The 23,127-nt window shown below is 72.6% G+C and carries 24 protein-coding genes; 14 read left to right on the top strand and 10 right to left on the bottom strand.

The genetic code is table 11. From position 1 onward, the window contains the following. The first annotated feature begins 11 nt into the window (after positions 1-11). The 3 genes from G569_RS0140505 (at position 12) to G569_RS0140495 (ending at position 2,294) form a co-directional block, all read left to right on the top strand. The gene (locus tag G569_RS0140505; protein ID WP_028067635.1) at positions 12-1,157 is read left to right on the top strand and encodes a phosphoribosyltransferase family protein; all 1,146 of its coding nucleotides are present in this window, start codon (positions 12-14) and stop codon (positions 1,155-1,157) included. A gap of 76 nt (positions 1,158-1,233) precedes the next feature. After that, positions 1,234-2,004 carry an alpha/beta fold hydrolase gene (locus tag G569_RS0140500; protein WP_053227732.1) on the top strand — a complete coding sequence of 257 codons (771 nt, stop codon included), beginning with the start codon at positions 1,234-1,236 and terminating at the stop codon, positions 2,002-2,004. Next, complete coding sequence (locus tag G569_RS0140495) at positions 2,001-2,294, top strand: hypothetical protein (protein ID WP_028067633.1); 294 nt, start codon at positions 2,001-2,003, stop codon at positions 2,292-2,294. Before G569_RS0140500 ends, G569_RS0140495 begins: the two co-directional genes overlap by 4 nt. Here G569_RS0140495 and G569_RS60075 read toward each other — a convergent pair. After that, positions 2,271-2,657, bottom strand: a complete 387-nt coding sequence (locus G569_RS60075) for a cupin domain-containing protein (RefSeq protein ID WP_053227731.1) — start codon at positions 2,655-2,657, stop codon at positions 2,271-2,273. The two genes, G569_RS0140495 and G569_RS60075, sit on opposite strands and share 24 nt — an antisense overlap. 44 nt (positions 2,658-2,701) lie before the next feature. On the opposite strand from G569_RS60075, the gene G569_RS0140485 reads away from it, so the two are divergent. The 9 genes from G569_RS0140485 to G569_RS0140445 all read left to right on the top strand — a co-directional run bounded on the left by G569_RS0140485 (position 2,702) and on the right by G569_RS0140445 (position 13,305). Then, positions 2,702-3,298: a hypothetical protein gene (locus tag G569_RS0140485; RefSeq protein WP_157592642.1), complete on the top strand. Its 597-nt coding sequence runs from the start codon at positions 2,702-2,704 to the stop codon at positions 3,296-3,298. Between the two features lie 79 nt (positions 3,299-3,377). Then, positions 3,378-4,376, top strand: a complete 999-nt coding sequence (locus tag G569_RS0140480) for a hypothetical protein (RefSeq protein ID WP_157592641.1) — start codon at positions 3,378-3,380, stop codon at positions 4,374-4,376. Between the two features lie 2 nt (positions 4,377-4,378). Continuing rightward, positions 4,379-4,684, top strand: coding sequence for an ASCH domain-containing protein (locus G569_RS60070; protein ID WP_053227730.1), 306 nt, complete (start codon positions 4,379-4,381; stop codon positions 4,682-4,684). 55 nt (positions 4,685-4,739) lie between these two features. After that, the gene (locus tag G569_RS0140470) at positions 4,740-4,991 is read left to right on the top strand and encodes a hypothetical protein (protein ID WP_028067630.1); all 252 of its coding nucleotides are present in this window, start codon (positions 4,740-4,742) and stop codon (positions 4,989-4,991) included. A gap of 12 nt (positions 4,992-5,003) precedes the next feature. Further along, entirely contained in the window at positions 5,004-6,542 is a 1,539-nt protein-coding gene (locus G569_RS66220; protein WP_028067629.1) for an HD domain-containing phosphohydrolase, read from the top strand. Positions 6,543-6,651: 109 nt separating this feature from the next. After that, a complete protein-coding gene (locus G569_RS0140460; protein WP_028067628.1) occupies positions 6,652-7,467 on the top strand; it encodes a class I SAM-dependent methyltransferase in 816 nt (271 codons plus the stop codon). 16 nt (positions 7,468-7,483) lie between these two features. Continuing rightward, the gene (locus tag G569_RS0140455; protein ID WP_028067627.1) at positions 7,484-10,807 is read left to right on the top strand and encodes an ATP-binding protein; all 3,324 of its coding nucleotides are present in this window, start codon (positions 7,484-7,486) and stop codon (positions 10,805-10,807) included. An 84-nt stretch (positions 10,808-10,891) separates the two neighbouring features. Continuing rightward, entirely contained in the window at positions 10,892-11,932 is a 1,041-nt protein-coding gene (locus G569_RS0140450; RefSeq protein ID WP_028067626.1) for a hypothetical protein, read from the top strand. Further along, positions 11,932-13,305, top strand: a complete 1,374-nt coding sequence (locus tag G569_RS0140445) for a hypothetical protein (protein WP_028067625.1) — start codon at positions 11,932-11,934, stop codon at positions 13,303-13,305. Before G569_RS0140450 ends, G569_RS0140445 begins: the two co-directional genes overlap by 1 nt. Here G569_RS0140445 and G569_RS55780 read toward each other — a convergent pair. After that, positions 13,286-13,861: a C40 family peptidase gene (locus tag G569_RS55780; protein ID WP_084286245.1), complete on the bottom strand. Its 576-nt coding sequence runs from the start codon at positions 13,859-13,861 to the stop codon at positions 13,286-13,288. The two genes, G569_RS0140445 and G569_RS55780, sit on opposite strands and share 20 nt — an antisense overlap. A gap of 105 nt (positions 13,862-13,966) precedes the next feature. Beyond that, entirely contained in the window at positions 13,967-15,007 is a 1,041-nt protein-coding gene (locus G569_RS0140435; RefSeq protein ID WP_037502583.1) for an ROK family protein, read from the bottom strand. A 90-nt stretch (positions 15,008-15,097) separates the two neighbouring features. Between G569_RS0140435 and G569_RS0140430 the strand changes: the two genes are divergently transcribed. Next, positions 15,098-16,381: a DUF1479 domain-containing protein gene (locus G569_RS0140430; protein WP_028067623.1), complete on the top strand. Its 1,284-nt coding sequence runs from the start codon at positions 15,098-15,100 to the stop codon at positions 16,379-16,381. Here G569_RS0140430 and G569_RS55775 read toward each other — a convergent pair. The 6 genes from G569_RS55775 to G569_RS0140400 all read right to left on the bottom strand — a co-directional run bounded on the left by G569_RS55775 (position 16,341) and on the right by G569_RS0140400 (position 21,078). Continuing rightward, complete coding sequence (locus tag G569_RS55775) at positions 16,341-17,021, bottom strand: GntR family transcriptional regulator (protein ID WP_053227728.1); 681 nt, start codon at positions 17,019-17,021, stop codon at positions 16,341-16,343. The two genes, G569_RS0140430 and G569_RS55775, sit on opposite strands and share 41 nt — an antisense overlap. Continuing rightward, positions 17,015-18,253, bottom strand: a complete 1,239-nt coding sequence (locus tag G569_RS0140420) for an aspartate aminotransferase family protein (protein ID WP_028067622.1) — start codon at positions 18,251-18,253, stop codon at positions 17,015-17,017. Before G569_RS0140420 ends, G569_RS55775 begins: the two co-directional genes overlap by 7 nt. Continuing rightward, positions 18,250-18,900, bottom strand: a complete 651-nt coding sequence (locus G569_RS0140415) for an HAD family hydrolase (RefSeq protein WP_028067621.1) — start codon at positions 18,898-18,900, stop codon at positions 18,250-18,252. Before G569_RS0140415 ends, G569_RS0140420 begins: the two co-directional genes overlap by 4 nt. A gap of 310 nt (positions 18,901-19,210) precedes the next feature. Continuing rightward, entirely contained in the window at positions 19,211-20,053 is an 843-nt protein-coding gene (locus tag G569_RS55770; protein WP_037502879.1) for an oxygenase MpaB family protein, read from the bottom strand. Beyond that, positions 20,053-20,424 carry an ArsR/SmtB family transcription factor gene (locus G569_RS55765; RefSeq protein ID WP_037502580.1) on the bottom strand — a complete coding sequence of 124 codons (372 nt, stop codon included), beginning with the start codon at positions 20,422-20,424 and terminating at the stop codon, positions 20,053-20,055. The genes G569_RS55770 and G569_RS55765 overlap by 1 nt, the downstream gene beginning before the upstream one ends. Continuing rightward, positions 20,425-21,078: an SRPBCC family protein gene (locus tag G569_RS0140400; RefSeq protein ID WP_028067620.1), complete on the bottom strand. Its 654-nt coding sequence runs from the start codon at positions 21,076-21,078 to the stop codon at positions 20,425-20,427. Between the two features lie 41 nt (positions 21,079-21,119). On the opposite strand from G569_RS0140400, the gene G569_RS0140395 reads away from it, so the two are divergent. Continuing rightward, positions 21,120-21,884 (top strand): class I SAM-dependent methyltransferase, encoded by a 765-nt coding sequence (locus G569_RS0140395; RefSeq protein ID WP_053227727.1) that lies wholly within the window; start codon positions 21,120-21,122, stop codon positions 21,882-21,884. On the opposite strand, the gene G569_RS55760 is transcribed toward G569_RS0140395, so the two are convergent. Then, entirely contained in the window at positions 21,848-23,044 is a 1,197-nt protein-coding gene (locus G569_RS55760; protein ID WP_084286276.1) for an alpha/beta hydrolase fold domain-containing protein, read from the bottom strand. The two genes, G569_RS0140395 and G569_RS55760, sit on opposite strands and share 37 nt — an antisense overlap. Positions 23,045-23,127: the final 83 nt, after the last annotated feature.

Below are 23,127 nucleotides of genomic sequence, written 5' to 3'. Positions count from 1 at the left end.
ATCGTGCGGAAGTGCACGATCCTCCCGAGCATCCGTTCCCGGACCGCCGTACCGCCGGGCTCGCCCTGGCCGCGCGGCTCGAGCGGCTGCGCGACGACGACCCGGTGATCCTCGCCCTCGAGCCCGGCGGTGTGCCGGTCGGCGCGGTGGCCGCCGAGGCGCTCGGCGCGCCGTTCGGCGTGATCGCCGTCGCCCGCATCGGCGAGCCCGGGCAGCGTGTGGGCGCCGTGGCGGAGGGCGGCCCGCCGGTGATCGACCACCGGCTCGCGCGCACGTATCGGATGGACGCGGTGGCGCTCGCGACCGCGCGCGAGGAGGCCGAGAACGCGGTGGCTGACCGCACGGCGCGACGCACGACGCCGATCCCGGACCTGACGGGCCGGACCGTCGTGCTCGTGGGCGACGGGATCGCGACCGGACGTGCCGCCGCGGCGGCCGGGTATGCGGCGCGGCGGCAGGGAGCGATCCGGGTCGTGGCCGCGGCGCCGGTGGCCACGGCGGACGCGATCGCCTTTCTCGGCGAACTGCTGGACGAGGTCATCTGCGTCCGCTGCGCCCCGCTCGCCGCGAGCCTGCTGCAGTGGTACGACCAGCCGCTCCTGGCCTCGACGGAGGACACGGCGGTCCCGCTGCCGGGCGGGGAACAGGCGCGCGACGCCGACGGCGTCCTCTCGATCCCCGAGGCGGCGCGCGGGCTGACGGTGCTCGTCCCGCCGGTCGACCTCACCGTCGCCGAGGCGCTGGCGGGCGCCGGTTTCGCGACGCTGCGACTCGATGACGCGGGTGCGCTCGGGGAGGCGACGGCGCGCGTGCGCTCGCGGGGTCTGGCAATCGGGTTCGTCGGACTCGGGCAGGGTGCCGACACGGTGCTCGCCGCGGCCAAGGACGCCGACGCGCTCGTCGTCGCCGGCGGCCACCACGAGCCCGATCCCGACGTGCTGCTGTCGATCACCGCGCCCACGCTCCTGATCGCCGCGGGGGACGATCACATCGAGCAGCGCTGGGTCCGCGACGCCCGCGCGCTCCTGCGCCGGTGCGAGACCCACACGGTGGTCGTTCCCGGCGCCACGCACGGCTTCCCGCAGCCGCGGGCGCTCGAGCGGGTCGCGCACGCGACGCAGCGGTGGTTCGGCGCCCACCTGGCATCGGCCGCCTGACCTCGGCGGTGTCACAGAACGGCGGGTGATCCGGTCACGGTCCAGTGACCGAACATCCGACCGAAGGATCGTCTCCATGCTCCGACTTGTCGTCGCGGCCGTCGCGGCCGTGCTGTTGCTCCCTGCCGGCAGCGCCTCGGCGCGCCAGCCCAAGCCCACGATCGTGCTCGTCCACGGCGCGTTCGCCGGCGCGTCCGGCTTCGGCGCGGTGACCGATCGTCTCCAGGACCGCGGGTACACGGTCATCTCGCCGGCGAACCCCTTGCGCGGTCCCGCCAGCGACGCCGCGTACGTGGCGAGCGTCCTGAAGACGATCGACGGGCCGATCGTGCTCGTCGCCCACTCCTACGGCGGCGCCGTGACCACGGAGGCGGCGAACCTCGTCGGCAACGTGAAGTCCCTCGTCTATCTCAACGCGCTCGCGCTGGACGTGGGGGAGAGCAACCTCGGCATCACCGAGCGGTTCCCGAACGAGTTCGGCAAGACGTTGCGGCCGCGCCCGTTCCCGCTGCCCGACGGCACGCAGGGCACGGACCTCTACGTCGATCCGGCGAGCTTCCACCCGGTGTTCGCCGCCGACGTCCCCGCCCGGACGGCCGCGCGGATGGCCAGCGCGCAGCGGCCGGTGTCACTCGCCGCGATCCAGGAGCCGTCGACCGAACCGGCATGGAAGCGGATCCCGTCCTGGTATCTGATCGGCCGCCAGGACCAGGTCATCAGCCCCGCCGCGCAGCGCTTCATGGCCAAGCGAGCGAAGTCGCACACGGTCGAGATCAACTCGTCCCACGCGTCCTACATCTCGCATCCGGATGACGTGACCGCCCTCATCCTCCGGGCCGCGCGATGACACTCCGCGAGATCGTCGACGAGACCGAGCCGCTCAGCGGCGCGGTCCCCGTCTACGGGCCGCCGGTCGCGCTCGTGGCGGTTCCCTGGCTGCTCCTCGCGCTGATGCTGACCGGGCCGTTCGCGCTGCTGGTCACGCTCGCGGTCGCGCTCGTCGTCGCGGCACTGCTGGTGGCGGCGGTCGGCGCGCTGCTCGCCGCGCCGTTCGTGCTCGTCCGCCGCCTCCTGCGCTCCCCGCGACCGCGCGGCCGGGTCGCGCTCGGGCCCCTACTCCGGCCAGGGCGAGTCTGAAGGCACGCCGTCGCCGCCCTCGGGCTTCGGGCCGCCGACCGCGATCAGCTCGAGCCCGTCCGGGCCGGCCTCGAAGCCGCGGACGACGTGCGGCGCGACGCGGACGACGTCCCACGCGTTGACCTCCCGCACCTCGTCGCCGAGGCGCACCCGGCCGGAGCCCGCGACGACGACGTACGCCTCCTCCTGCTCGCGGTGGGAGTGGGCGAACGGCGGCCGGACGCCGGCGTCGAAGGACCAGAGGGACACGCCGAGGTCGCGGGAGTCGAGGTACTTGCGGCCGAAGACGCCGCGCATCCCCTCGACGCGGCCGCCGGTGTCGTCGTCAGCTTCGCGCAGGTTCACGATCGAGTAGTCGGACATGGCGCCGGAGCTTACGTTCCGGCGCCGCTGACATCATCGGACGCGTGCGATTGAACGTGCAGAACCGGATCGCTACGGCCGGGCTCTCGATCGAGGCGTGGGCAGCGCGCGCCTACGCGCGTCTGGCGTCAGAGGGGTCGGTCGTTCGCGCCCGCCTCGCCGCGCGTCGTGGCGCGGGGGTCGACGACGAGCAGGTCAGATGGCTCGAGGTCGACGTCGTCCTGGACGCGGCGGATCGCGAGTCGGCCGTCCATGCGATCAAGCGAGCCATCTATGAGGCGATGGCGGACGTGGCGGGAGACCGCGAGATCGGCTGGAGTGAGTACGAATGGGAGGCCGGCGTGTGCGATGCTCGCGGCATGGATCGCGTCTTTCCCAGCCCCGAGGCGGCGGCACGATCCGACGATCCCAACGGTGAGGTCAGCGAGGTGCGGCTCGTGAGCCAGTCGCCCGACGGGCAGCACGCGGTCGTACTGCTGGAGTACAACGCGAGTCAGCCCTATGCCGGGCTGTGTCAGCGCCGCGGTGACGGATGGGTGGCGGCGTCAGGCGGCTCCGCCGGCGGAGAGACATGGCTCTCGGTCGGTGGCGACGCGAGCGTGCACACGGTGTGGGACCCACCGTCCGCGAGCTGGCACTGACCGTTCGCCCTCGTCGAACGCGTACGCCTGAGATCGTCGCCGGCGCTTGATCTGTGCGTCGACGGGTATGGTCACGGGCGTGAAGCGGGGCCTCGTTCTGGCGTGCGCGGCGCTCAGCCTGGCGACCGCTCCGGCGGCGCACGCGAAGCGCTTCAACGGGATGGCGTTCGCCGGGCCCGCGATCAGCGGTGACAGCGTGGTGTGGGGCACGGAGTACACCGACGGCAGCGGCGCCGTGAAGGTCGACGGGCGCGTCGCGACGCGGTTCGAGCGGGCGAAGGGCAAGAAGCGCAGCCGCTCCTTCACCGGCGTGCCCGGCGCGGTGAGTGCGTCGCCGACGCGGATCGTCTACACCCGCGTCGACTCGCGGGTCACCGACTCGGGGAGCGACTACGTGAGCGAGTCGAGCACGTTCACCCCGCTCGTCTCTGCGGCCGGCGGGCCGTTCACCAATCCGCTCGGATGCACCACCGGCGCGAACATCACCACCGCCGTCGACGGCGACACCGTCGTGCTCGGCGTGATGGGCGAGCAGCCGTGCGCCGGCGTGTACGTCGACGGCCGCAAGATCGACACGCGCGGCGAGTCGCGGCAGGTGCGCGTCGCCGGCCCGTACGTCGCGTGGCTCGATGCCCCTGGAGGCGGCGGCGACCTGATCACCGTGGCCGACCGCGCGACCGGCGCCGTCCTCGCCACCTACCCGTCGAAGCGCAGCTCGTGGGAGGTGTTCGACATCGACGAGCAGGGCAACATCGTCGCCGTCGGCGGCGACGGGCTCGTCGCGTTCAGCCTCGCCGCTCCCACCCCGCGCGTGCTCGCGAAGCGGTTGTGGGCGTCGTCGATCGCCACCGCCGCGGGCCGCGTGCTCTACGTCTCCGAGGACGCGAACAGCGGCCCCGATCGCCTCGTCCTGGCCGACCTGGACGGCAAGATCCTCAAGCGGCTGGACCGCTACGGCTCCAGGCGCTGGCCGGAGGGCGAGGTCGCGCTCACGGACCGCTGGGCGGCGTGGAGCGTCAAGCGCGCCACGTACGACGACATCCGAGGCCCGGGCAACGTGTTCTTGAAAAAGCTCTAGCCATGGAGTTCAGCCGCGAATTGCGCGACGACGTCCTGGCCGGCGACATCACCGTGTCGATCAGGTTGTGGAAACGGCCGCAGGTCAAGGCGGGCGGCCGCTACCGGGTCGGCCCCGGCCTGATCGAGATCGACGCCGTCGAGCTGGTCCCGTTCTCGGCGATCACCGAGGACGACGTCCGCCTCGCGGGCGAGCCCGACCGCGAGACGCTGCGCACCCGCGCCGCCCACGCGGGACCGATCGACGAGGACACCCTCGTGTACCGGATCGAGCTGCACGCGGTCGGCCTCGAAGACGGCGAGGTGTGAACTCGCACCGCCAGGGTGCCTGGCGGGAACCCACCCGCGCGCGGAGGATCGGGCCATGCCCGAACTCAACGCCCAGGACGCCTACGAGCAGTTCAGCGACGCGTCCACCACGCCTCTGTGGGACCTGTCGATCGGTCTCTCCTCACTCGTCACCGTGCTCGGTGGTGGGCTCGCCGCGATCTACGCGATCGGGTACCTGGCGGTCGGCCGCGCCGCGCTCGCGTGGCCGCTCCTCACCACGCTGATCGTGCTCGTGGCGGTCAACCTCGCGCTGCGGCACGGTCGCAACGTCGCGCGCCGCTGGTAGGTTCCAAATGACATGCGCCTGCGCCTGGCGGAGCTGATCGCGGCCTTGTCGCTGGCGACCGACCTCGGGCTCGGGCTGCCGCAGGAGCACGTGCTGCGGCAGTGCCGGATCGCGCTGGGGCTGGCGGAGCGCGTGGGCGTGGAGCCGGCGGAGCGCGCGGCGGTGTACTACGTCGCGATGCTGGCATGGGTCGGGTGCACGGCCGACTCGCACGAGCTGGCATCGCGGTTCGGGGACGAGATCGCGTTGCGCGCGGACGCCCATCACACCGACCTCGCCGGGCTGCCGCTGATGGGGTTCATGCTCCGCCGCGTCGGGGAAGGGCGACCGCCGCTGAAGCGAGCGCAGATGGCGGCGACGCTCGTGGCGACCGGCGGGCGTGGCGCGACCGAGGCGATGACGGCGCACTGCCGTGTCGCGGCGGTGTTCGCGCAGCGGCTCGGGCTCGGGCCGGAGGTCCAGCAGCCGCTGCTCCATGTGTTCTCGCGCTGGGACGGGAAGGGGCTGCCGAAGGGGACGAGTGGGGAGTCGCTGCCGCCCGCGATCCGGCTGGTCCACATCGCCTCGATCGCCGAGGTCCACCACCGCGTCCACGGCGTCGATGGCGCGATCGCGGTCACGCGGGAGCGGGCCGGCGGGCAGTTCGACCCGCGCCTGGCGGAGGCGTTCGCCGACTGCGCGCACGACCTGCTCGGCCAGCTCGCCGACGAGTCCAGCTGGGACGCCGTGATCGCCGCCGAGCCGGCGCTCGACACGCCGCTCACCGAAGCCGCGCTCGACGGGGCCCTCGAGGCGGTGGCCGACTTCGCCGACCTCAAGTCGCCCTGGTTCACGGGCCACTCGCGCGGCGTCGCCCGACTGGCAGCCGGAGCCGCACAGCGGGCAGGCCTTCCCGAGCACGCGGTCATGGAGCTCAAGCGGGCGGGCCTGGTCCACGACCTCGGCCGCTCCGGCGTGCCGAACACGATCTGGGACAAACCCGGCCCACTGACCGACGCCGAGCGCGAGCGGGTCCGCCTGCACCCGTACTACACCGAGCGCGTCCTCGCCCGCCCGACGGCGCTCGCCGGGCTCGGCGCGCTCGCCGCCTGCCACCACGAGCGCCTCGACGGCTCCGGCTACCACCGCACCCTGCCCGGCTCCGCGCTCTCGCCCTCCGCGCGCATCCTCGCGGCCGCCGACGTCTACCACGCGATGACCGAGGCCCGCCCGCACCGCCCGGCCCGCACTCCCGAACAAGCCGCCGTCGAGCTCAGAGAAGCGGCCCGCGCCGGCCGGATCGACGCCGACGCCGCCGAGGACGTCCTCGCCGCCGCCGGCCACGCGACCCGCGGCGCCCGCGAACGAGCCCGCCCGGGCGGACTGACCGCGCGCGAGCTCGAGGTCCTCCTGCTCGTCGCCCGCGGGGCATCGAGCCGCGACGTCGCCCGCCGGCTCACCATCGCCGACAAGACCGCCCGCAACCACGTCGAACGCATCTACTCCAAGCTCGGCGTCTCCACCCGCGCCGAGGCCTCGCTCTATGCGATGCGCCACGGGCTGATCACCTGAAGTTGGGGCGAATGCCCCATGACGGCCCGCATGGCGAGCCGTAGCTTCGAACCGTGCCGCAAGATCACCGCAGGGTTTCTGCAGGCGACCCGGATCAAGGTTCCCCACGATGACCCCTCTCGCCGACTTGAAGGAGATCCACCGCTCCACCTGGAGCGCGGGCGACTATGCCGCGGTCGCCGAGTTGGTCGACGTGGCGCCGCCCGCCGACCTGTTCACCCGCCTGCCCGTCGCGCCCGGCGAGGACGTCCTCGATGTCGCCGCGGGCACCGGCAACGTGGCGATCCACGCGGCCCGGGCGGGCGCGCGGGTCGTCGGCCTCGACCTGTCCCCGCATCTGCTGGAGATCGCCGAGCGGCGTGCGGTGCACGCCGGCGTGTTCGTCGACTGGCTGGAGGGCGACGCCGAGGCGCTCCCGTTCGACGACGAGTCGTTCGACATGGTGCTCTCGGTCTTCGGCGCGCAGTTCGCGCCGCGCCACGAGGTCACCGCGGACGAGCTCGCGCGCGTCTGCCGCCCGTGCGGGCGCGTCGGCCTCGTCAACTGGACGCCCGACGGGGCGATCGGCCGGTTCCTCGCGATCCTCGGCCGCTACCTGCCGCCCGCGCCCGGCTACGCCTCGCCGCCGCCACTGTGGGGCAACGAGGAGCACCTGAGCCGGCTGTTCGCCGGCTCGGGCGTCGAGTGGACGTTCGCGCGCGGCTACAACCCGTGGCGGTTCGTGTCCGCGGAGGCCTGGACGCGGTTCATGGAGACCAACTACGGCCCGGCCGTCAAGGCCCGCGTGCGCCTCACCGCCGAGGACCGGTGGGAGGAGTGCCGGGCGGAGATCGTCGACCTCGTCGAGCGGCTCAACGCCGCGCGCGACGGCTCCTTCCTGCTGCGGGCCGAGTACCTCGTCGCGATCGGCAGGAAGGCGGGGTGAACGTTATGGTCCGCGCGTGGCGACGCGCATCCAGCTCTGCCGGAGACTCGTGGTGGAGTTGGACGGCGAGCGCGTCGAGGCGGCGCTGCCCGGCAAGCAGGGCCGCCTGCTGTTCGCCTACCTGGTCCTGCACCGCGCCCGCGCGGTCCGGCGCGACGAGCTGCTCGAGGTCCTCTGGTCCGGCGACGACGCGCCACCGAGCGCCGACGCCCTGCTGTCAGCTCCGCTCTCGCGCCTGCGCAAGGTGCTCGGGCCGGGGCGGCTGGAGGGGCGCGGCGATCTCACGCTCGTCCTGCCGGCGGACGCGTGGGTCGACTGGGAGGCGGCGTTCACCGGCCTCGGTGTCGCGCATGCCGCGGTCGGCGAAGGACGCTGGCGGGACGCCTGGGACGCGGCCCGCGCGGCGTTGCAGATCGCCGAGGGCGGACTGCTGCCGGGACTAGAGGCCCGCTGGATCGAGGACAAGCGTGCCGAGCTGGCCGACCTGCGGATCGAGCTGCTCGAGATCGTCGCGTCGAGCGCGACGCGGCTCGGCGGACCGGAGCTCCCGCACGCCGAGCAGGCGGCCCGGGCGGCGGTCGAGGCGGCACCGTTCCGCGAATCCGCCCGCGCGGCACTGATCGAGGTGCTGCGCGCGCGTGGGAACGTCGCCGACGCGCTGCGCGCCTACGAGGACGCCAGGACGCTCCTGCGCGAGGAGCTCGGGGCGACGCCCGGGCCGCTCCTGCTCGAGCTGCACGAGCAGCTGCTGCGCACCGAGCGCGCGCCCGCCGCGTTGCCCGACCGCCTCACGGCGCTGCTGTCGACGCCACTGGTGGGAAGACGTGAGCCGCTCGAGCGCCTGCGGGCGGAGCTTCGTCGCGGCCAGACGGCTGTCGTGCTCGTCAGCGGCGAGGGCGGGATCGGCAAGACGCGCCTGATCGCCGAGGTCGCGCGCGACACCGACGGCGTGGAGGTCCTCTACGGCCGCTGTGACGAGGATCAGCTGTTCCCGTTCGGCCCGTGGATCGAGCTGCTCGGCACCGCGCTGGAGCGTGTCGGAGACGACGAGCTGGCGGTCCTGCTCGGCGGCGACGGGCCGGAGATCGCGCGGCTGCTCCCGGAACTGCGTGCCCGCGTCCCCGACCTGCCGGCGTCGAACACGACCGACCCGGAGCACCAGCTGCGCCGGCTCTACAGCGCCGTGATCGCGCTGCTGCGGCGTCTGGCGGCCCGCCGGCCGCTGATCATGATCATCGACGACCTGCACTGGGCGGATCGCTCCTCGCTGCTTCTCGCCCGTCACGTCGTGCGCTCGCTGGGCGTCGGCCCGGCGCTCTTGATCGGCGCGTACCGGGACACCGATGTCAGCGACGCGCTCACCGAGGTGCTCGCGGACCTCGAGCGCGACGGCCCGCTGTCACGGATCAACCTGCGCGGGCTCGATGTCACAGAGATCGCGGAGATCGCGGCGGCCGAGGGACATGCGGTCGCACCGGAGACCGCCGGCGCGCTGCGCGAGCAGACCGACGGGAACCCGTTCTTCGTCAAGCAGCTGCTGCTGGGCGAGTTCACGGTGAGCGCCGGGCTGCGGGACGTGATCGTGCGGCGCGTCGCGCGGCTCGGCGAAGACGCGTCCCGCGTGCTGCGTGTCGCGGCGCTGCTCGGGCGCGAGTTCGACCTGCGGGTGCTGGCGCCGGTCGTCGAGCTGCGCGAGGACGAGCTTCTCGACCACCTCGACGCCGCCGTCACGGCCGGGTTGTTGTGGGACGGCGCGCCGGGTCACTACACGTTCGTGCACGCGCTCGTGCGGACCGCGCTCGAACACGAGCTCTCGGCGACGCGGCGGGCCTTCCTGCACCGCCGCATCGGCGAGGCCATCGAGGGCCGCCACACGGAGTTGGACCCGTGGCTGGCCGAGCTCGCGCGCCACTTCACGGAGGCCGGCGACGAGCGTGCCGTCGAGTACGCCATCCGCGCCGCCGAGCAGGCGACGGGCCGGCTGGCGTACGCGGAGGCGGCGGAGTTCCTGCAGGCGGCGCTGGTCAAGCGCGACGACGCGCGGCTGCTTCTCGACCTGGGCGTGGCGTACTGGCGTCTCGGGCGAGCCGCCGACGCGCGTGCGACGTTGGAGCGCGCCGCGCGTCGCGCCGGCGGGGCGGAGCTGTTCGCGCGCGCCGCGCTCGGGCATTCCGGCAGCCCGTGGGCGTGGTTCGGCAACGAGGACCCCGCCAGCGCCCGCCTGCTCGAGGAGGCGCTCGCGCTGCTCCCCGAGACGGACACGCCGCTGCGCGCCCAGGTGCTGGCGCGGCTCGGCGCGGTCCAGTACTTCTCGGCCGCGGGCGGCACCGACCTGATCGAGTCGGCGATCCGGATGGCGCACCGCGTCGCCGACGATCACGCGCTCGCCACAGCGCTGTCGGCGGCGCAGTTCGCGCACTGGCGCCCGCACCTCGTCGACATCCGCCTCGCGCTCGCCGAGGAGCTGCTGCACGTCGTCGAGCGGATCGGGACGCCCGAGCAGGTCGCCGAGGCGTGGATGTGGCAGGTCAGCGCGTTGCTCACCCGCGGGCGGCGCGACGAGGCCGACGCGGCGATCGCCCGCCACGCCGAGTTCGCCCGCCGGCTCGACCAGCCGGAGCTGCTGACGCACGCCGCCTCGATGCGGGCGATGCAGATCCTGCTCGACGGGCGCTGGGAGGAGGCCGTCCAGGCCGCGGACGAGGTGCGGGCCATCGGCGAGCACTCAGGCCTCTCGCTGCAGGAGGCGGGCGTCGTGACGCTGATCGCCCGCGGCGAGCAGCTGCGGATGGGGGAGTTGGCCGAGGAGCTCGAGGCCCACGCGCGCCGGTTCACCGAGCTGCCCGCCTGGCGCACGGGCGTCGCCTGGGCGTACGCGCAGGCCGGTCGCGTCGACGCGGCGCGGACCGAACTGGATGCGCTGCTGCGCGACGACTTCGCGATGCTGCCGCGCGATGTCAACTTCGACCCCGGGATGGCGATGCTCGCCCACGCCGCGGCGGAGCTCGGCGACGCGACGCTGGCGGCGGCGGTCGAGCCGCACCTGCGGCCCGCCGCCGACTGCTGGATCGTCTACGGGATCGGCTCGGCGACGCTCGGGCCGGTCGCCTACTCGCTCGGTCTCTGCAGCCTGCTGACCGGGCGGGTCCAGGACGCGGTCGAGGACTTCGAGCTCGCGCTCGCGATGAGCCGGTCGATGCGCTGCCGGCCGTACGAGGCACATGCGTCGCTCGGGCTCGCGACCGCGCTTCGTGACCCTGCGCTGCGCCGCGAGGCCATCGCGATCGGCGAGGAGCTCGGGATGGCGCGCCTGCTGCGCGACGCCAGGTCGCAAAAGTGACATCGTGAACCGGGCATGAGTTCATGACACATTGTTGCCCGTGTGGACATTGACTCGCGCGGAGCGGTCGTGGGAGCATGCGCCATGCTTCGCGCCGGACCGCAGGAACGCCGCGAGCGCAGGGGCCGCGGCGGGGTTCGCGACGTCGCTGCCGAGCACCCGCTGCTCGCGCTCCAACGCAGTGCCGGCAACGCCGCTGTGGCACGGGCGGTGCTGGCGCGGCGCTTCGACCGTGCCGCGTACGACAAGGCGATGGCGGAGCGTGAGAAGTTCCTGGCATGGGTGTACGAGAGCCATTCGTGGCGCCCGAGCACGCACCGCGGCAACTTCGACGTGCTCTATGAGCCCAAGAGCGCGGCGCTGACCGTCACGGTCAAGTGCAAGTTCTGGTTCAAGGACGGCGACCCCGCCGACTGGGAGGACGAGGAGGACGTCGAGCCGGGCGAGAACCGGTGGGACCCCGCGGCGATCCTGAAGTGGAAGGCGGACTTCATGCGCCAGGTCTCCGCCAAGTGGTCCGGCAACTTCACGTTCTACTGCGGGCGTCCCTGGTGGGAAGACCTGCAAGCGGCGGTCCAGGTGCGTTTCGTCGAGTCCGAGGAGAAGGAGTCGCATTACGCCCTGACGGTCACGAAGGTGCCGGACACCGCGTACCGCCAGAGCAGGGTCAAGGGCCCAAAGCGCCGCAAAGCTCACGGCCACGGGAACGTCAAGCTCAATTCCGGCAGCCTGACGTCGACCGAGAAGACGGGCGACCAGTACCAGACGGCGGCGTTCCACGAAGCCGGGCACATGCTCGGGCTCGGCGACGAGTACACGGGCGACGAGGACCGGCTCAAGAAACCGGTCGCGCACGAGGAGCTGGTCAAGGCGGAGTTCGGCCACGGCGTCCCGCGCAAGGACGATGGGTCGATCATGTCCACCGGCGACGACATCAAGCCCTGGCACGGCGTCACGTTCCTGGAAGCGCTGCGTGGGATCACGGGCGTGCAGGAGTGGAGCCACACGCAGCATGCGCCCACCCCGGGGCCACCACAGTTCGACATGTCGCCGCCCGTCGACGGGCCGATGCCGCACCAGCAGAACCCGCTCGCCCCGGCCCCGCCTGAGGTGGCCTTCACCTAGTGGAGCGCGTGCACGCCACCGAGTCGCCGAAGCGGGCGCCACCGCTCCGCGCGCCCGAGCCGGCCGTCGTCGGAGGACCGGACGTGATCCTCGCCCTCCAGCGCAGCGCGGGCAATGCCGCGGTCGCGCGCTACGTCAATACAGGCGTGCCCGCCACGGGCACGCCGCCGCCGCCCGGGTTCGCGGCTGCCGCCCGCGCGAACCAGTGGCTCGACGGCGCGCCGATGCGGGCGCTGAACTCGCTGCTGAACCTGCTCTTCGCGGAGGGCTCCTACACCGTCGACACCTTCGACGCGCTCGTGTTCCTCGACCCCGCGGGCGGAGGCGTGGTCGACGACGCGATGCTCGCGCTCCTGCTCACACGCGCGGTCGAGCGCGGCCAGCAGACCCAGTTCGCGCGGATCGTCGAGCAGCAGCTCTTCGGCGGGTCGCGCTTGGCGCTCTCGTTGCGGTTCGATCCCGGCTTGAAGACGCCGTCCGAGGTCGTCCACGAGGGCGCGCTGAACTCGGTGACACTCGGTCCCGCCGCGTTCGCCGACCTCGCCACGCTCCAGGCGACGATCAGCGCGGCGCTGCCCGCGATCCGTGGCCCGGACGCCAAGGCCGCGCCCGCGGCGCTGGCCCCTGACGCGCTCAAGGAGGCGGTGGCGCACAACAGCCTCGTGCTGACCGAGCTCGTGTCCGGCCCGATCGTCGCGCTCGCCACCGGCGGTCATTCCGACGCACCCGCCACCGAGGAGTTCGCCCAATGGCTGGCGGACTTCCAGCAGCGCCGGCAGCTGCCGGTCAACGGGCAGCTCGACGACGCGACGATCACCCCGATCGTCGAGCGGCTGCGCGAGCTCGGCCAGTTCGAATCGATCCTGCGCCTGATCGCCGACTACGGGGCGATCGACCTCAACCTCGTCGCCGACATCCGCTACGACGCCCACATCGCGGAGCCGTTCCGGATCGACCGGAACGCGCGCGGCACCTCCGCGGGCTCAGCGCCACGCGACGCGGTCACGGTCGACTTCGGGCCGAACACGTTCCTCGGCGGCTTCGCGGGGATCTTCCACACGATGGCGAACGCCTACGCCCAGGTGCTGGCGCGGCACGACGGCCGCAGCGAGCTCCGGCAGCGGCTGCTCGGCAAGGCCGCCGAGCTCAAGCGCACGCCGGGCCACGACGCGCAGGAGTCCGTCGCCGCGCTGCGCGCGGACGTGCGCGACTTCCTCGCGATCTGGCGGGCGGCGCGCCCGCATTCCAATCAGGATCTGAAGCTTCTCGAGGAGGTCGCCGCAAGCACCGAGGAACGTTTCAAGGCGGTGGGTGACACGAAGGCTCCCGAACTGCGCAGGCTGCGGTTCGTGCTCAAGGCGAACCAGCCATAGCCAGCCGCCGAGCGCCGACATAGTGGCCGCCCCAGTACGCGTCCTCGGTGGAGTGCTCCATCACGCCCGAGTTGGTGGCGGACACGACGGTGCGCTTGCCGGTGGCGATCCCGACGTGGGACGGCCCGGCGCCCGCGGTGCTGAAGAAGACGAGGTCGCCGGGGCGGATGTCGTCGCGGGCGACGGGACGGCCCATCGCCGCCTGGCCCTGCGAGGTATGCGGAAGTCTCACTCGCGCCCGCGCGAACGCGAACGCGGTCAGGCCTGAGCAGTCGAACGCGTCCGGGCCGGTGCCGCCCCACGCGTAGGCATCGCCGACCTGGGCGAGCGCGACGGCGACCACGCCGTCCAGCTCGCGTCGCTCGGCCGCACGATCCTCGTCGCGCTGCACGATCGCTTGCGCGGTCGCGGCCTGGGCCGCGCGGGCCAGGAGACCCTCCGCCGGCGGGGTCGGGAGATCCGGAACAGCTTGGGGCGCGGCGCTCGCCCCAGCGCGTGGCAAGACGCACGCCATCAGCGCCGTCAACGGGACGAGCCACCGCCAACGGCGGGGCATCGGGACAACCTTTCTTTGGTGGCCCGCGGGCGCGTGGGCGCGCCGACCGTCGCGGGCCTGAACTGCGAAACACCGTAGCAGCAGGGAAATCGTGCTGCGTCGCGGCTACGCCATCGTGACGACGGCGTCGCGGAGCTGCGTCAAGGCCGCGGCGCGTGCGGCGGTCAGCGGGTCGTCGACCTGCGCCGCTTGGAGTGACACCGTCCGGGGCGTGGCCTCGAGGGTCGGGAGGATCGCCTCACCCCACCGCCCGCCCACGACGATCACGGCGGGGTCGGTGAGCGCCACGATCGCGTTGAGCACGCCGCCGAGGGCGCGCGCCAGCGCGTCCCGCGTCGTGTCGAGGGTGCCGAGCAGCCTCGGGACGTCGATCGCGGTCGACCCCGCGCGGCGGAGGTCCAGCGATCGGAAGACGTCCGTGAGGCGCATCGCCTCGCCATTCGGGCCGGTTGTCACGACGTGCGCGATCTCCCCGGCGAGCCCCGCGTGGCCGCGCCGGACCTCGCCGTCGCTCACGACCGCGCAGCCGAGGCCCTCGCCCAGGTAGAGGTAGACGAAGTCGCCGGCCGCGCGCTCGCCACGTGCGGCCCAGTTGACGTCGTTGTCGACGGTGACGGGCCCGTCGACGAGCGTCGCCAGGACGGCGGGCGGGTCGAGCGCGCCGACCAGGAACGGGGCGTCGGGGAGCTCGATCAGCCGCCCGGTCTCGCGATCGACCGGGTCGGCCGCGCTCACCACGGCGAGCCGGAACGGGCCGTCGGCGACGTCGCCCGCCACCTGCTCGAGCGCGCGGGCGACGGTGTCCGCGCCCGGCACCTCGGCGTGGGCGCGGGCCACGACGTCGCCGTAGACGTCGACCGCCTCGGCGACGATGCCCTCCGGGGCGATGCCACACACGAGCGCGCGGCCGACCTCCGGCAGCGCGTAGTAGGTCCCGACGCGCCCGCGCCCGGTCGTCCGCTCGCCGGTGTCGATGACTGCGCCCGACTCGCTCAGCCGGCGGACGCTCTCGGACACGGTCGGCTTGGAGAGGCCGGTGGCGGCGGCCAGCTCGGCGCGCGTGGCCCGCCGCTGCTCCATCAGCGCCCGCAGCACGTGCTCGTCGGACAGCGAGCGGAGGAGGTCCAACGTCGGCTTGGCGGGCATCGACGTGATTCTAGGAAGGGCTCTTGCCTAAATGGGATCCGGGTGGTACCTTGCGGTTCTAGTAAGTAGTCCTTCCTAGAGGAGAACCTGATGTCCGCGACCACACAGATCCCGCTGCCGCACTGGGAGACCACGCCTGAGGACCTCGGCGCCGCGACGCGTGAGATCAAGGCCGCGATCCGCGCACGGATCGAAGCCTCCGGCCGGACGGTCGAGGAGGTCTGGGAGGTCGTGACCGCGCAGTTGACCGAGCGCGTCGAGGAGATCGAGGCGGCCAAGGCGCGTGGCGAGCAGGTCTGGCCGGTGATCGACTACGCGGACATCGCCGCCGGCACGGTCTCGGCCGAGGAGCTCGCATACCTGCGCCGCCGTGGCTGCGTCGTCGTCCGCGGCCACTTCGACCGCGACCAGGCACTCGCGTGGGACCAGGACATCGTCGATTACGTCGAGCGCAACGCGTTCTTCGAGCACTACCGCGGGCCGGGCGACGACTTCTTCGGCAGCGTCGGCTCGCGCCCCGAGATCTATCCGGTCTACTGGTCGCACGCCCAGATGGAGGCGCGTCAGAGCGACCGCATGGCCAACGTGCAGGCCTTCCTGAACCACCTGTGGACGTATGAGTCCGACGGCGTGCAGTGGTTCGACCCGGACCGCGACTCGCTCTACCCGGACCGGATCCGGCGCCGCCCGCCGGGCACTTCCTCAGGCGGGCTGGGCGCCCACCTGGATCCGGGCACGCTCGATCTGTGGATGACCGAGGCCTACCAGCAGGCGTTCCGGCACCTCTTCGACGGTTCCGTCGAGCAGTTCGACCCGTGGGACGCGTCGTACCGCACCTCCGGTCCGCAGTACCCGGGCACGACGATGTGCTCAGTCTTCCGCACCTTCCAGGGCTGGACCGCGCTGTCTGACATGGCGCACGACCAGGGCGTGCTGCACACGGTGCCGATCCCGGAGGCGATGGCGTACCTGATGCTGCGCCCGCTGCTGTCCGACGTCGCCGACGACGACATGTGCGGCACGACCGTCAACCAGGTCTTCCCGGCGATCGAGAAGTGGCATCCGCTGCTCATGCGGGCGCTGGTCGGCATCCCGGACGTCCAGGCCGGCGACTCGGTCTGGTGGCACTGCGACATGATCCACAGCGTCGCCCCGGTCGAGGACCAGCAGGGGTGGGGGAACGTGATGTACATCCCGGCCGCGCCGTGGTGCCCGCGCAACGAGCGCTACGCGGCGAAGGTGCGCGAGGCGTTCCTGCACGGCGAGAGCCCGAGCGACTTCCCCGAGGAGCACTACGAGCGCGCGTGGCCGGACCGCTTCGCGGCCGAGCAGCTCAACGAGACGGGCCGCCGTGGGCTTGGCCTTGTGAGCTGAGTGCCTCGAGACGCGCGCAGAGCGCCTCGCCGTCCGTGGTGTTGTGCGCGCCGCCGAGCTTCTCTGCGTACTCGGTGTCTCCGGCGCGGATCGCGTCGGCGAGGTCGATGTGGATCTGGGCGATGACGTCGAGCTCGTAGTGGAAGCTCGACGTCAGGTTCAGGTACAGGCGGGTCTGCGCGTGGAGCTTGTGGAAGTGGTCGCGGAGTTGGCCGTGATCGGCGAGCTCGACCACGGCGACGTGGAAGTCGAAGTCGGCGGCTTTCATCGCTTCGATGTCACCCGCCTTCGCGGCGGCGCGCATGCGGGAGATCGCCTCGTCCACGGCGGGCATGCCTTGATGCGGTGCGCGCTCGGCGGCGAGCCGGCAGGCCATCGCCTCGAGCGCGTTGCGCAGCGTGTAGGTCTCGTAGACGCTGCGGGCGGTGGGGCGGGTGACGTGGGTGCTCTTGAACTGGCTCTGTTCGAGCAGGCCCTCGGAGGTGAGGGTCTGCAGGGCGCTGCGCAGGGTGTGGCGGCTCACACCGAGCTCGGCCGCGAGGTCGATCTCGATGATCCGTTCGCCGGGGGCGAGCTTGCCGTCGAGGATCAGCTCGCGGACGTGGTCGGCGACCTGCGTGGGCAGCGTGCGGCTCAGCACAGCGCGGCGTGGCGATCGAGGATCGTTTCGAGGGCGGCCGCGAACCCTTCGGTCATCTCATCCGTCACCGGGAGACTGAGCGCGAGCATCCCGCGCGACGCGATCCAGTAACCGGCGTCGAGCAGCTCGAAGAACAGCAGCGGCTTCAACGTCTCGTCGCGCGGGTGGATCGTCATCAGCGATCCTTGCCCCGTCACGTGGATGCCGTGGCCGATCGCGTTCAGCCGCGCGCGGAGATCGTCGCCGCGGGCGTTGAGCGCTTGCAGCGCCTCGTCGGTGAGGACGTGGGTCAAGCCGGCGATCCCTGCGCGCATGCTGACGACGTTGTTGTTGAACGTGCCGGCGTGAAAGAGCGCGTTCGGGCGGGTCGGGTCGTAGTCGGACATCAGGTCGCGACGGCCGCCGAACGCGCCGAACGACATCCCGCCCGCGAGGTACTTGCCGAGTGTCATCAGGTCCGGCTTCACGTGTGGCCGCGGGAGCCGCGACGTCATGACCTCGTCGAAGATCAAGAGCGCGTCGTGTTCGGTCGCTTCCTCGCGGAGCATGGTCAGGAACGCGGGGGAGGCGGGGATGCAGCCGCCGGAGCCGAGCATCGGCTCGACCAGGATCGCGGCGAGCGTGTCCGCGTGCTCGCGGATCAGGGCGCGGGTGCCTTCGACGTCGTCGTAGTCGCCGAGGACCCACCGGTGCGGGACGGTGACCGGGCTCGGCTCGCCGCCGCCGAAGGCGAGCACCCCGCCGTGGTAGCCGCCTTTGAACACGAGGATGTGGTCGCGTCGGGTGTGGTGGGTCGCCAAGGCGAGCGCCATCAGGTTCGCTTCGGTGCCGGAGTTCGTGAAGCGGACGAGTTCGAGGGCGTTGAACCGCCCGCAGAGCAGCTCCGCCAGTTGGTGCTCGAGGTCGTTCGTGGCGCCGTAGCTGATGCCCTGGTCGAGCGCCTCCCGCACCGCGTCGAGGATGATCGGGTTCGAGTGGCCATAGAGGCCCGCCGTGAACTCGCCGAGCAGGTCGACGTAGCGGTCGCCGTCCAACGAGGTCAGATACGCGCCCTCGCCGCGCTCGAACGCGAGCGGGAACGGGTCGAAGTGCAGGACGCTGCGGGTGTTGCCGCCGGGCAGCACCCGCTTGGCCCGCTCCGCGCGCTCCTGGCTCTTCGGGTTGCGGGCGGTGTAGCGGGCGATCGCGTCGGCCAGCGCGGCGGCGACGTCGGGCGTGGCGGCGCGGGTCATGCGATCGCCGCCAGGCTCGCCATGTCCGGCACCCGCGCGCTGACGATCGACGGATCGTGCCCCGAGTTCTCGCGATCGACCCAGATCCGCCGCAGCCCGAGCTCCTTCGCCGGGACCATGTCGTGCCACCAGCTCACCGCGGCGTGGACCCAGTTTCCGCGGTCCACGCCGGTGGCGGCCTCGAAGCGCTCGAAGTGCCCGAGCGCCGGCTTGTAGCTGCGCACCTCCTCGGCGGTCACCACCAGGTCGATCTCGACCCCGAGCGCCGCCTCCGTCGCGGCGAACAGGTCGTCGTCGCAATTGGTCAGGATGCCGAGCCGCCACCCCTGCCGCTTGAGCTCCTCGAGCGCGGCGACCGTGTCGTCGAACGCCTCGATCGTGCCCCAGCCGTCGATCAGGAGCTCGAGGTCCGCGTCCGTCGCCTCGATCCCGGCCCGCTCACTGGCCCGCCGGACGCCCTCCCGCAGGATCGCCTTGTACGACGATGTCGGCAGGTCTCGCTCCACCTCGGGCTCGACCGCATGGAACGCCTCCACCAGCCCGTCGATCCGCTCCCCGGCAAACGGCGCAAGGATGCGCCGGAACCCGCTTTGCCAGTCCAGCAGCGTCCCGTAGCAGTCGAAGGTCATCCAGCGCTCGTCACTCATCCGCGTCGCCTCGTCGTCGACAGTTGAATTGTCGACAATTGAACACGAGACGTGACGAAGCGTCAAGGGACCGCCGTCCGCGTTCTGGGCTTGCGGCGGGGCGCGGCGGCCCGCGGCCGGGTACGGCGGCCCGCGGCCGCGTACGGCGGCGCGCGGCCGCGTACGGCGGCGCGCGGCCGCGTACGGCGGCGCACGGCCGCGCACGGCCGCGCACGGCGGCGCACGGCTGCGCACGGCAGCCCGCGGCTGCGCACGGCAGCCCGCGGCGGCCCGCGGCCCGGCGCGCCGCGGCCCGCCCACCACGGACCTCTCAGCGCGGGAACGTGCCGAGCTCTTCGACCCGGTAGCCGTTCGGGTAGATCGCGAACTCGGGGAGGTCGCGGACGTACTTCGGCTCCATGCGGGGTGGGAGGCGGCGTTCGACCGCCGCGCGGGCGCGCAGGCCCGCGACGGTCAGGGCCGAGGTGACGCGGTCGGGCGGCGGGTAGGCGAAGGCCTCGCGCAGCGGTTGGTCGAGCAGTGCCATCGTCCCTCGCCGCAGCAGTGGTCGCAGAGGCCGTGGGTAGAAGCTCAAGAGCAGCGACAAGGTCGCGTCGGACACCGCGCGCCCGCCGGGGGAGTAGGCGAAGTGCTCGCGCTCGTACTCGTCCAGCACCGCCGCGAACTCCTCGTGGGTCTCCGGGCGGTCCTTGATGTTCATGTGGCGGCCGAGCTCGCGGTAGTAGTTCGCGCTCGCGCGACGCTCGGCCTCCGTCGGCGCGCGCCAGCCGAAGCGGTCGAGCCACCGCAGCGGGACGACGACGAAGGTGCAGAGCACGTAGCGCATGTCGTCGTTGGAGATCGGATACGAGCCGTGCATCTGGTTCATGCGGCGGATCGCGGAGCGGCCGTCGGCGCTGCCGAAGCCGTGCTCCAGCACGGCTTCGAGGATCAGTCCCGTGTCGGCGTAGCGCTTGTGGGTGCGGTCCTCGAACTCGCGCGTGCGCGACAGCAGCTGCCCGATGCTCGGCACCGCGTAGGTCCGATACAACGCGAGGCCGAGCGCCTGGGTGACGTCCCACGGGAACTCGTGGGCGCCCATGATCCGGTAGATCTCGGCGTAGTCGACGTCTGGGTCGAGTTCGGCGATCCGGCGCTGCCAGTGGTCGCGCATCACGCGATCCTACGCCGCTCCTCCCGCGCGCCTGCCCGCCGCGCCCGGCGCCCGCGGGCGACCTCGGTCGCGAGCGCGTCCAACGGCTGCTCGAACACGGCCAACGGGTCCCGCAACGACGCGAGCCACGCGTCGGCGACCGAAAGCCCCGCCGAGTCGATCGCGTACAGCCTTCGAGTGCCCTCGGCGCGCATCGTCACCAGGCCGGCCGAGCGCAGCACCTTCAGGTGCTGGGAGACCGCCGGCTGGGTGATCGACCCGCCCGCTTGCAAGGCCGCGACGAGCGCGCCCGCCGACTGCTCACCCGCGGCCAACAGCTGCAGGATCTGCCGGCGGGTCGGGTCGCCGAGGGCTTCGAAGACGCCGTCCACTCAGGCGTCGGGCGGGACGGTGTAGAACGCGATGGTCCGCTCGGCGGCGGCGTAGGCGGCGTCGGGCTCCTCGCCGTCGGCGATCGCCGCGTCCGCCCAGCCCATCGCCGCGCTGCGCACGAACTCGATCCCCGCCGGCGTCGTCGGGAACGCCAGGCCGGCCTCGCGGTCGACCGGCGCGCCGCTCTCGATGTGCAGGCCGAGCCCCATCAGGGCGAGATCCCACCCGACGCCGACCGCGCCCGGCCCGAACTGGCGCCCCATCTCCGGGTCGACGTGCGCCTCGTGGGCGAGCTCGAGCGTCGTCGAGCCCTCGTCCGGCGTCAGCGTGACCACGAGCCACGAGACCATCGAGCCGTACTCCCACGTCACCGCGAAGGACTCCGGCGCGTCGCAGCGCTCGACGACGCCGCCCGCGTTGCCCTCGAGTTGGTAGCGCCCACCGACCGACAGCTCCCCGCTGATCGGCAGGAACCAGCGCGGGATCCGCTCGCGGTCGGTCAGCGCGTCCCACAGGTCGGCCTGATCGGTGCCATAGGTCCGGCGCGCGATCGCGATCTTCGTCGGCGCCCCGTCGCGGGACCCCGTGCGGAGCTCGCGCGTGACCAGCCCGGCCGTCGCCAGCGGGTCGGAGATCATGAAAACCCCTTTCATAAGTCGTTACTTATATTAGACCGTACCACTAGCTTGCGGACATGACCAAGAGGATCGCGTCGGCGTTCGGGGAGGACGCCTCGCGCTACGACCGCGCCCGTCCTAGCTACCCGGCCGAGTTGGTCGAGGCGATCGTCGCCGCCTCACCGGGCCGGGCCTTCGTCGACGTCGGTACCGGCACCGGCATCGCCGCCCGCCAGTTCCAGGCGCACGGTTGCACCGTCCTCGGCGTCGAGGTCGACGCGCGGATGGCCGCGATCGCGCAGCAGACACGGGTCCCGGTCGAAGTCGCGGCGTTCGAGCAATGGGACGTGGCGCAACGGACGTTCGACGCGGTCGTCTCCGGCCAGACGTGGCACTGGATCGACCCGGACGCGGGCGCCGCGAAGGCGGCTGAGGCACTGCGCCGCGGCGGTGTCCTCGCCCTGTTCTGGAACGTCTTCGCGCTGGCGGGCGACCTCGCGGACGCCTTCTCCGCCGTCTATCGGCGCGTCCTGCCCGACCTGCCGTTCGAGCCGTGGGCGCGACCGGCGGTCCAGATGTACACGGGGATCCTCGAGAAGACGCGCGCCGGCATCGACGGCACAGGCGCGTTCGCCACCGTGGACGAACGACGCTTCCACTGGGAGCAGGTCTATACGCGCGACGCGTGGCTCGACCAGGTCCCGACCCACGGTGGCATCAACCGGTTCCCGCCGGAGCGGGTCCAGGCGCTGCTCGCCGGCCTCGGCCAGGAGATCGACGCCGTCGGCGGCGCCTTCGCGATGCCCTACACCTCGCTGCTGCTCACCGCACGGCGGACCTGACGCCGCTCGCGGATGAACGCACCGGCCGCCGCGAGCGCGTCGGCGGCCTCGGGCAGGAACGGCCAGAACACGTGGAAGACGTGCGTATCGGCGGGATAGACCGTGATTCGCGCGTCGACCCCCTGCGTGGTGGCACGCTCGGCGATCGCGCGTGACTCGTCGAGCACCATGTCGCCCGTCGCCGTCTGGACGAGCAGCGGCGGGAGGCCGCTGAGGTCGGCGCGCAGCGGGCTGACGATCGGGTCGTCGACCGGGTGGCCGGCGAGGTACCCCTCGACCGTGCGGCGCAGGATGGCGCGCTGCTCCGGGTCGGCCGCGCGTGTCGATTCGCCGGTGAGATCGACGCCCGGGCAGAGCAGGACCGCTCCCGCGGGCAACGGAAGCCGCTGCGCCCGCAGCGTCAGCAGGAGCGACAGCGCGAGTCCGCCGCCGATCGAGTCCCCGGCGAGCACGATCTGGTCGGCGCCGCGCTGCTCGGCCAGCCAGCGGTAGGCGCTCAGCGCGTCCTCGACCGCGGCGGGGAACGGGTGTTCCGGCGCGAGCCGGTAGTCCGGCACCAGCGCGCCGACCCCCGCCGCGGCGACCAGCGCGCCGACGAGCGGCCGGTAGCCGTACGCGGAGCCGACGGTGTAGCCGCCGCCGTGCAGGTAGAGGATGCCGGTCTCGGGCGCGACGCCCGGGTCGAGCGCGAGTGATGACACACCGCCCGCGTTCACCGCCCGCACGGAGACGCTCTCCGGCACCGGCGCCTGGGCGAGGAACGTCTCGTACGCGGTGCGCATCTCCTCGATGTCACGGTCGGCCTGTGTCATCTCCAGGACCGGCGCCCACAGCGTGGCCATGCGGTTGGCGAGCTCGCCGCCCACCGACTGCGTGGTCGCGATCGCCTCGTCGAGATCGGCGAGCAGCTTCCTCGCGCGATCCAGCAGCGCGCTGCCGGCGACGGTCAACTCGACCCGGTGGGTGGAGCGGCGCAGCAGCTCGCAGCCGAGCAGCCGCTCGAGCGCGCGGATCTGGCGGCTCAGCGCGGGCTGGGAAAGGTAGAGCCGCGCGGCGGCGCGGCCGAAGTTCAGATCCTCCGCCACGGCGACGAACGCCCGCAGGTGGCGCACCTCGACCCCGTCGGGGGCCTGCGGGAACGCGAGCACTTCTCCGGCCATCGCGTCCAAGTATGGCTCGCGCGGGTGATGCGAATCGTGCACGACCGCGATGCAGCATCGGTCTTTCCCTTTTCCGGTGTCGC

Source organism: Solirubrobacter soli DSM 22325, assembly GCF_000423665.1.
Classification (GTDB): domain Bacteria; phylum Actinomycetota; class Thermoleophilia; order Solirubrobacterales; family Solirubrobacteraceae; genus Solirubrobacter; species Solirubrobacter soli.
Note: the sequence above shows the minus strand (reverse complement) of the source record. Positions and strands in the feature narration are given on the sequence as shown.

What these genes read in the sequence shown, in the direction of transcription:
- G569_RS0140495 (WP_028067633.1), top strand. Translation starts at nt 2,001, where the DNA reads ATGACACTCCGCGAGATCGTCGACGAGACCGAGCCGCTCAGCGGCGCG.
- G569_RS55760 (WP_084286276.1), bottom strand. Translation starts at nt 23,044, where the DNA reads ATGGCCGGAGAAGTGCTCGCGTTCCCGCAGGCCCCCGACGGGGTCGAG.
- G569_RS0140395 (WP_053227727.1), top strand. Translation starts at nt 21,120, where the DNA reads ATGACCAAGAGGATCGCGTCGGCGTTCGGGGAGGACGCCTCGCGCTAC.
- G569_RS0140500 (WP_053227732.1), top strand. Translation starts at nt 1,234, where the DNA reads ATGCTCCGACTTGTCGTCGCGGCCGTCGCGGCCGTGCTGTTGCTCCCT.
- G569_RS0140415 (WP_028067621.1), bottom strand. Translation starts at nt 18,900, where the DNA reads ATGAGTGACGAGCGCTGGATGACCTTCGACTGCTACGGGACGCTGCTG.
- G569_RS0140420 (WP_028067622.1), bottom strand. Translation starts at nt 18,253, where the DNA reads ATGACCCGCGCCGCCACGCCCGACGTCGCCGCCGCGCTGGCCGACGCG.
- G569_RS66220 (WP_028067629.1), top strand. Translation starts at nt 5,004, where the DNA reads ATGCGCCTGCGCCTGGCGGAGCTGATCGCGGCCTTGTCGCTGGCGACC.
- G569_RS60075 (WP_053227731.1), bottom strand. Translation starts at nt 2,657, where the DNA reads ATGTCCGACTACTCGATCGTGAACCTGCGCGAAGCTGACGACGACACC.
- G569_RS0140460 (WP_028067628.1), top strand. Translation starts at nt 6,652, where the DNA reads ATGACCCCTCTCGCCGACTTGAAGGAGATCCACCGCTCCACCTGGAGC.
- G569_RS55770 (WP_037502879.1), bottom strand. Translation starts at nt 20,053, where the DNA reads ATGCGCGACCACTGGCAGCGCCGGATCGCCGAACTCGACCCAGACGTC.
- G569_RS0140430 (WP_028067623.1), top strand. Translation starts at nt 15,098, where the DNA reads ATGTCCGCGACCACACAGATCCCGCTGCCGCACTGGGAGACCACGCCT.
- G569_RS60070 (WP_053227730.1), top strand. Translation starts at nt 4,379, where the DNA reads ATGGAGTTCAGCCGCGAATTGCGCGACGACGTCCTGGCCGGCGACATC.
- G569_RS0140450 (WP_028067626.1), top strand. Translation starts at nt 10,892, where the DNA reads ATGCTTCGCGCCGGACCGCAGGAACGCCGCGAGCGCAGGGGCCGCGGC.
- G569_RS55780 (WP_084286245.1), bottom strand. Translation starts at nt 13,861, where the DNA reads ATGCCCCGCCGTTGGCGGTGGCTCGTCCCGTTGACGGCGCTGATGGCG.
- G569_RS0140435 (WP_037502583.1), bottom strand. Translation starts at nt 15,007, where the DNA reads ATGCCCGCCAAGCCGACGTTGGACCTCCTCCGCTCGCTGTCCGACGAG.
- G569_RS0140400 (WP_028067620.1), bottom strand. Translation starts at nt 21,078, where the DNA reads ATGAAAGGGGTTTTCATGATCTCCGACCCGCTGGCGACGGCCGGGCTG.
- G569_RS0140470 (WP_028067630.1), top strand. Translation starts at nt 4,740, where the DNA reads ATGCCCGAACTCAACGCCCAGGACGCCTACGAGCAGTTCAGCGACGCG.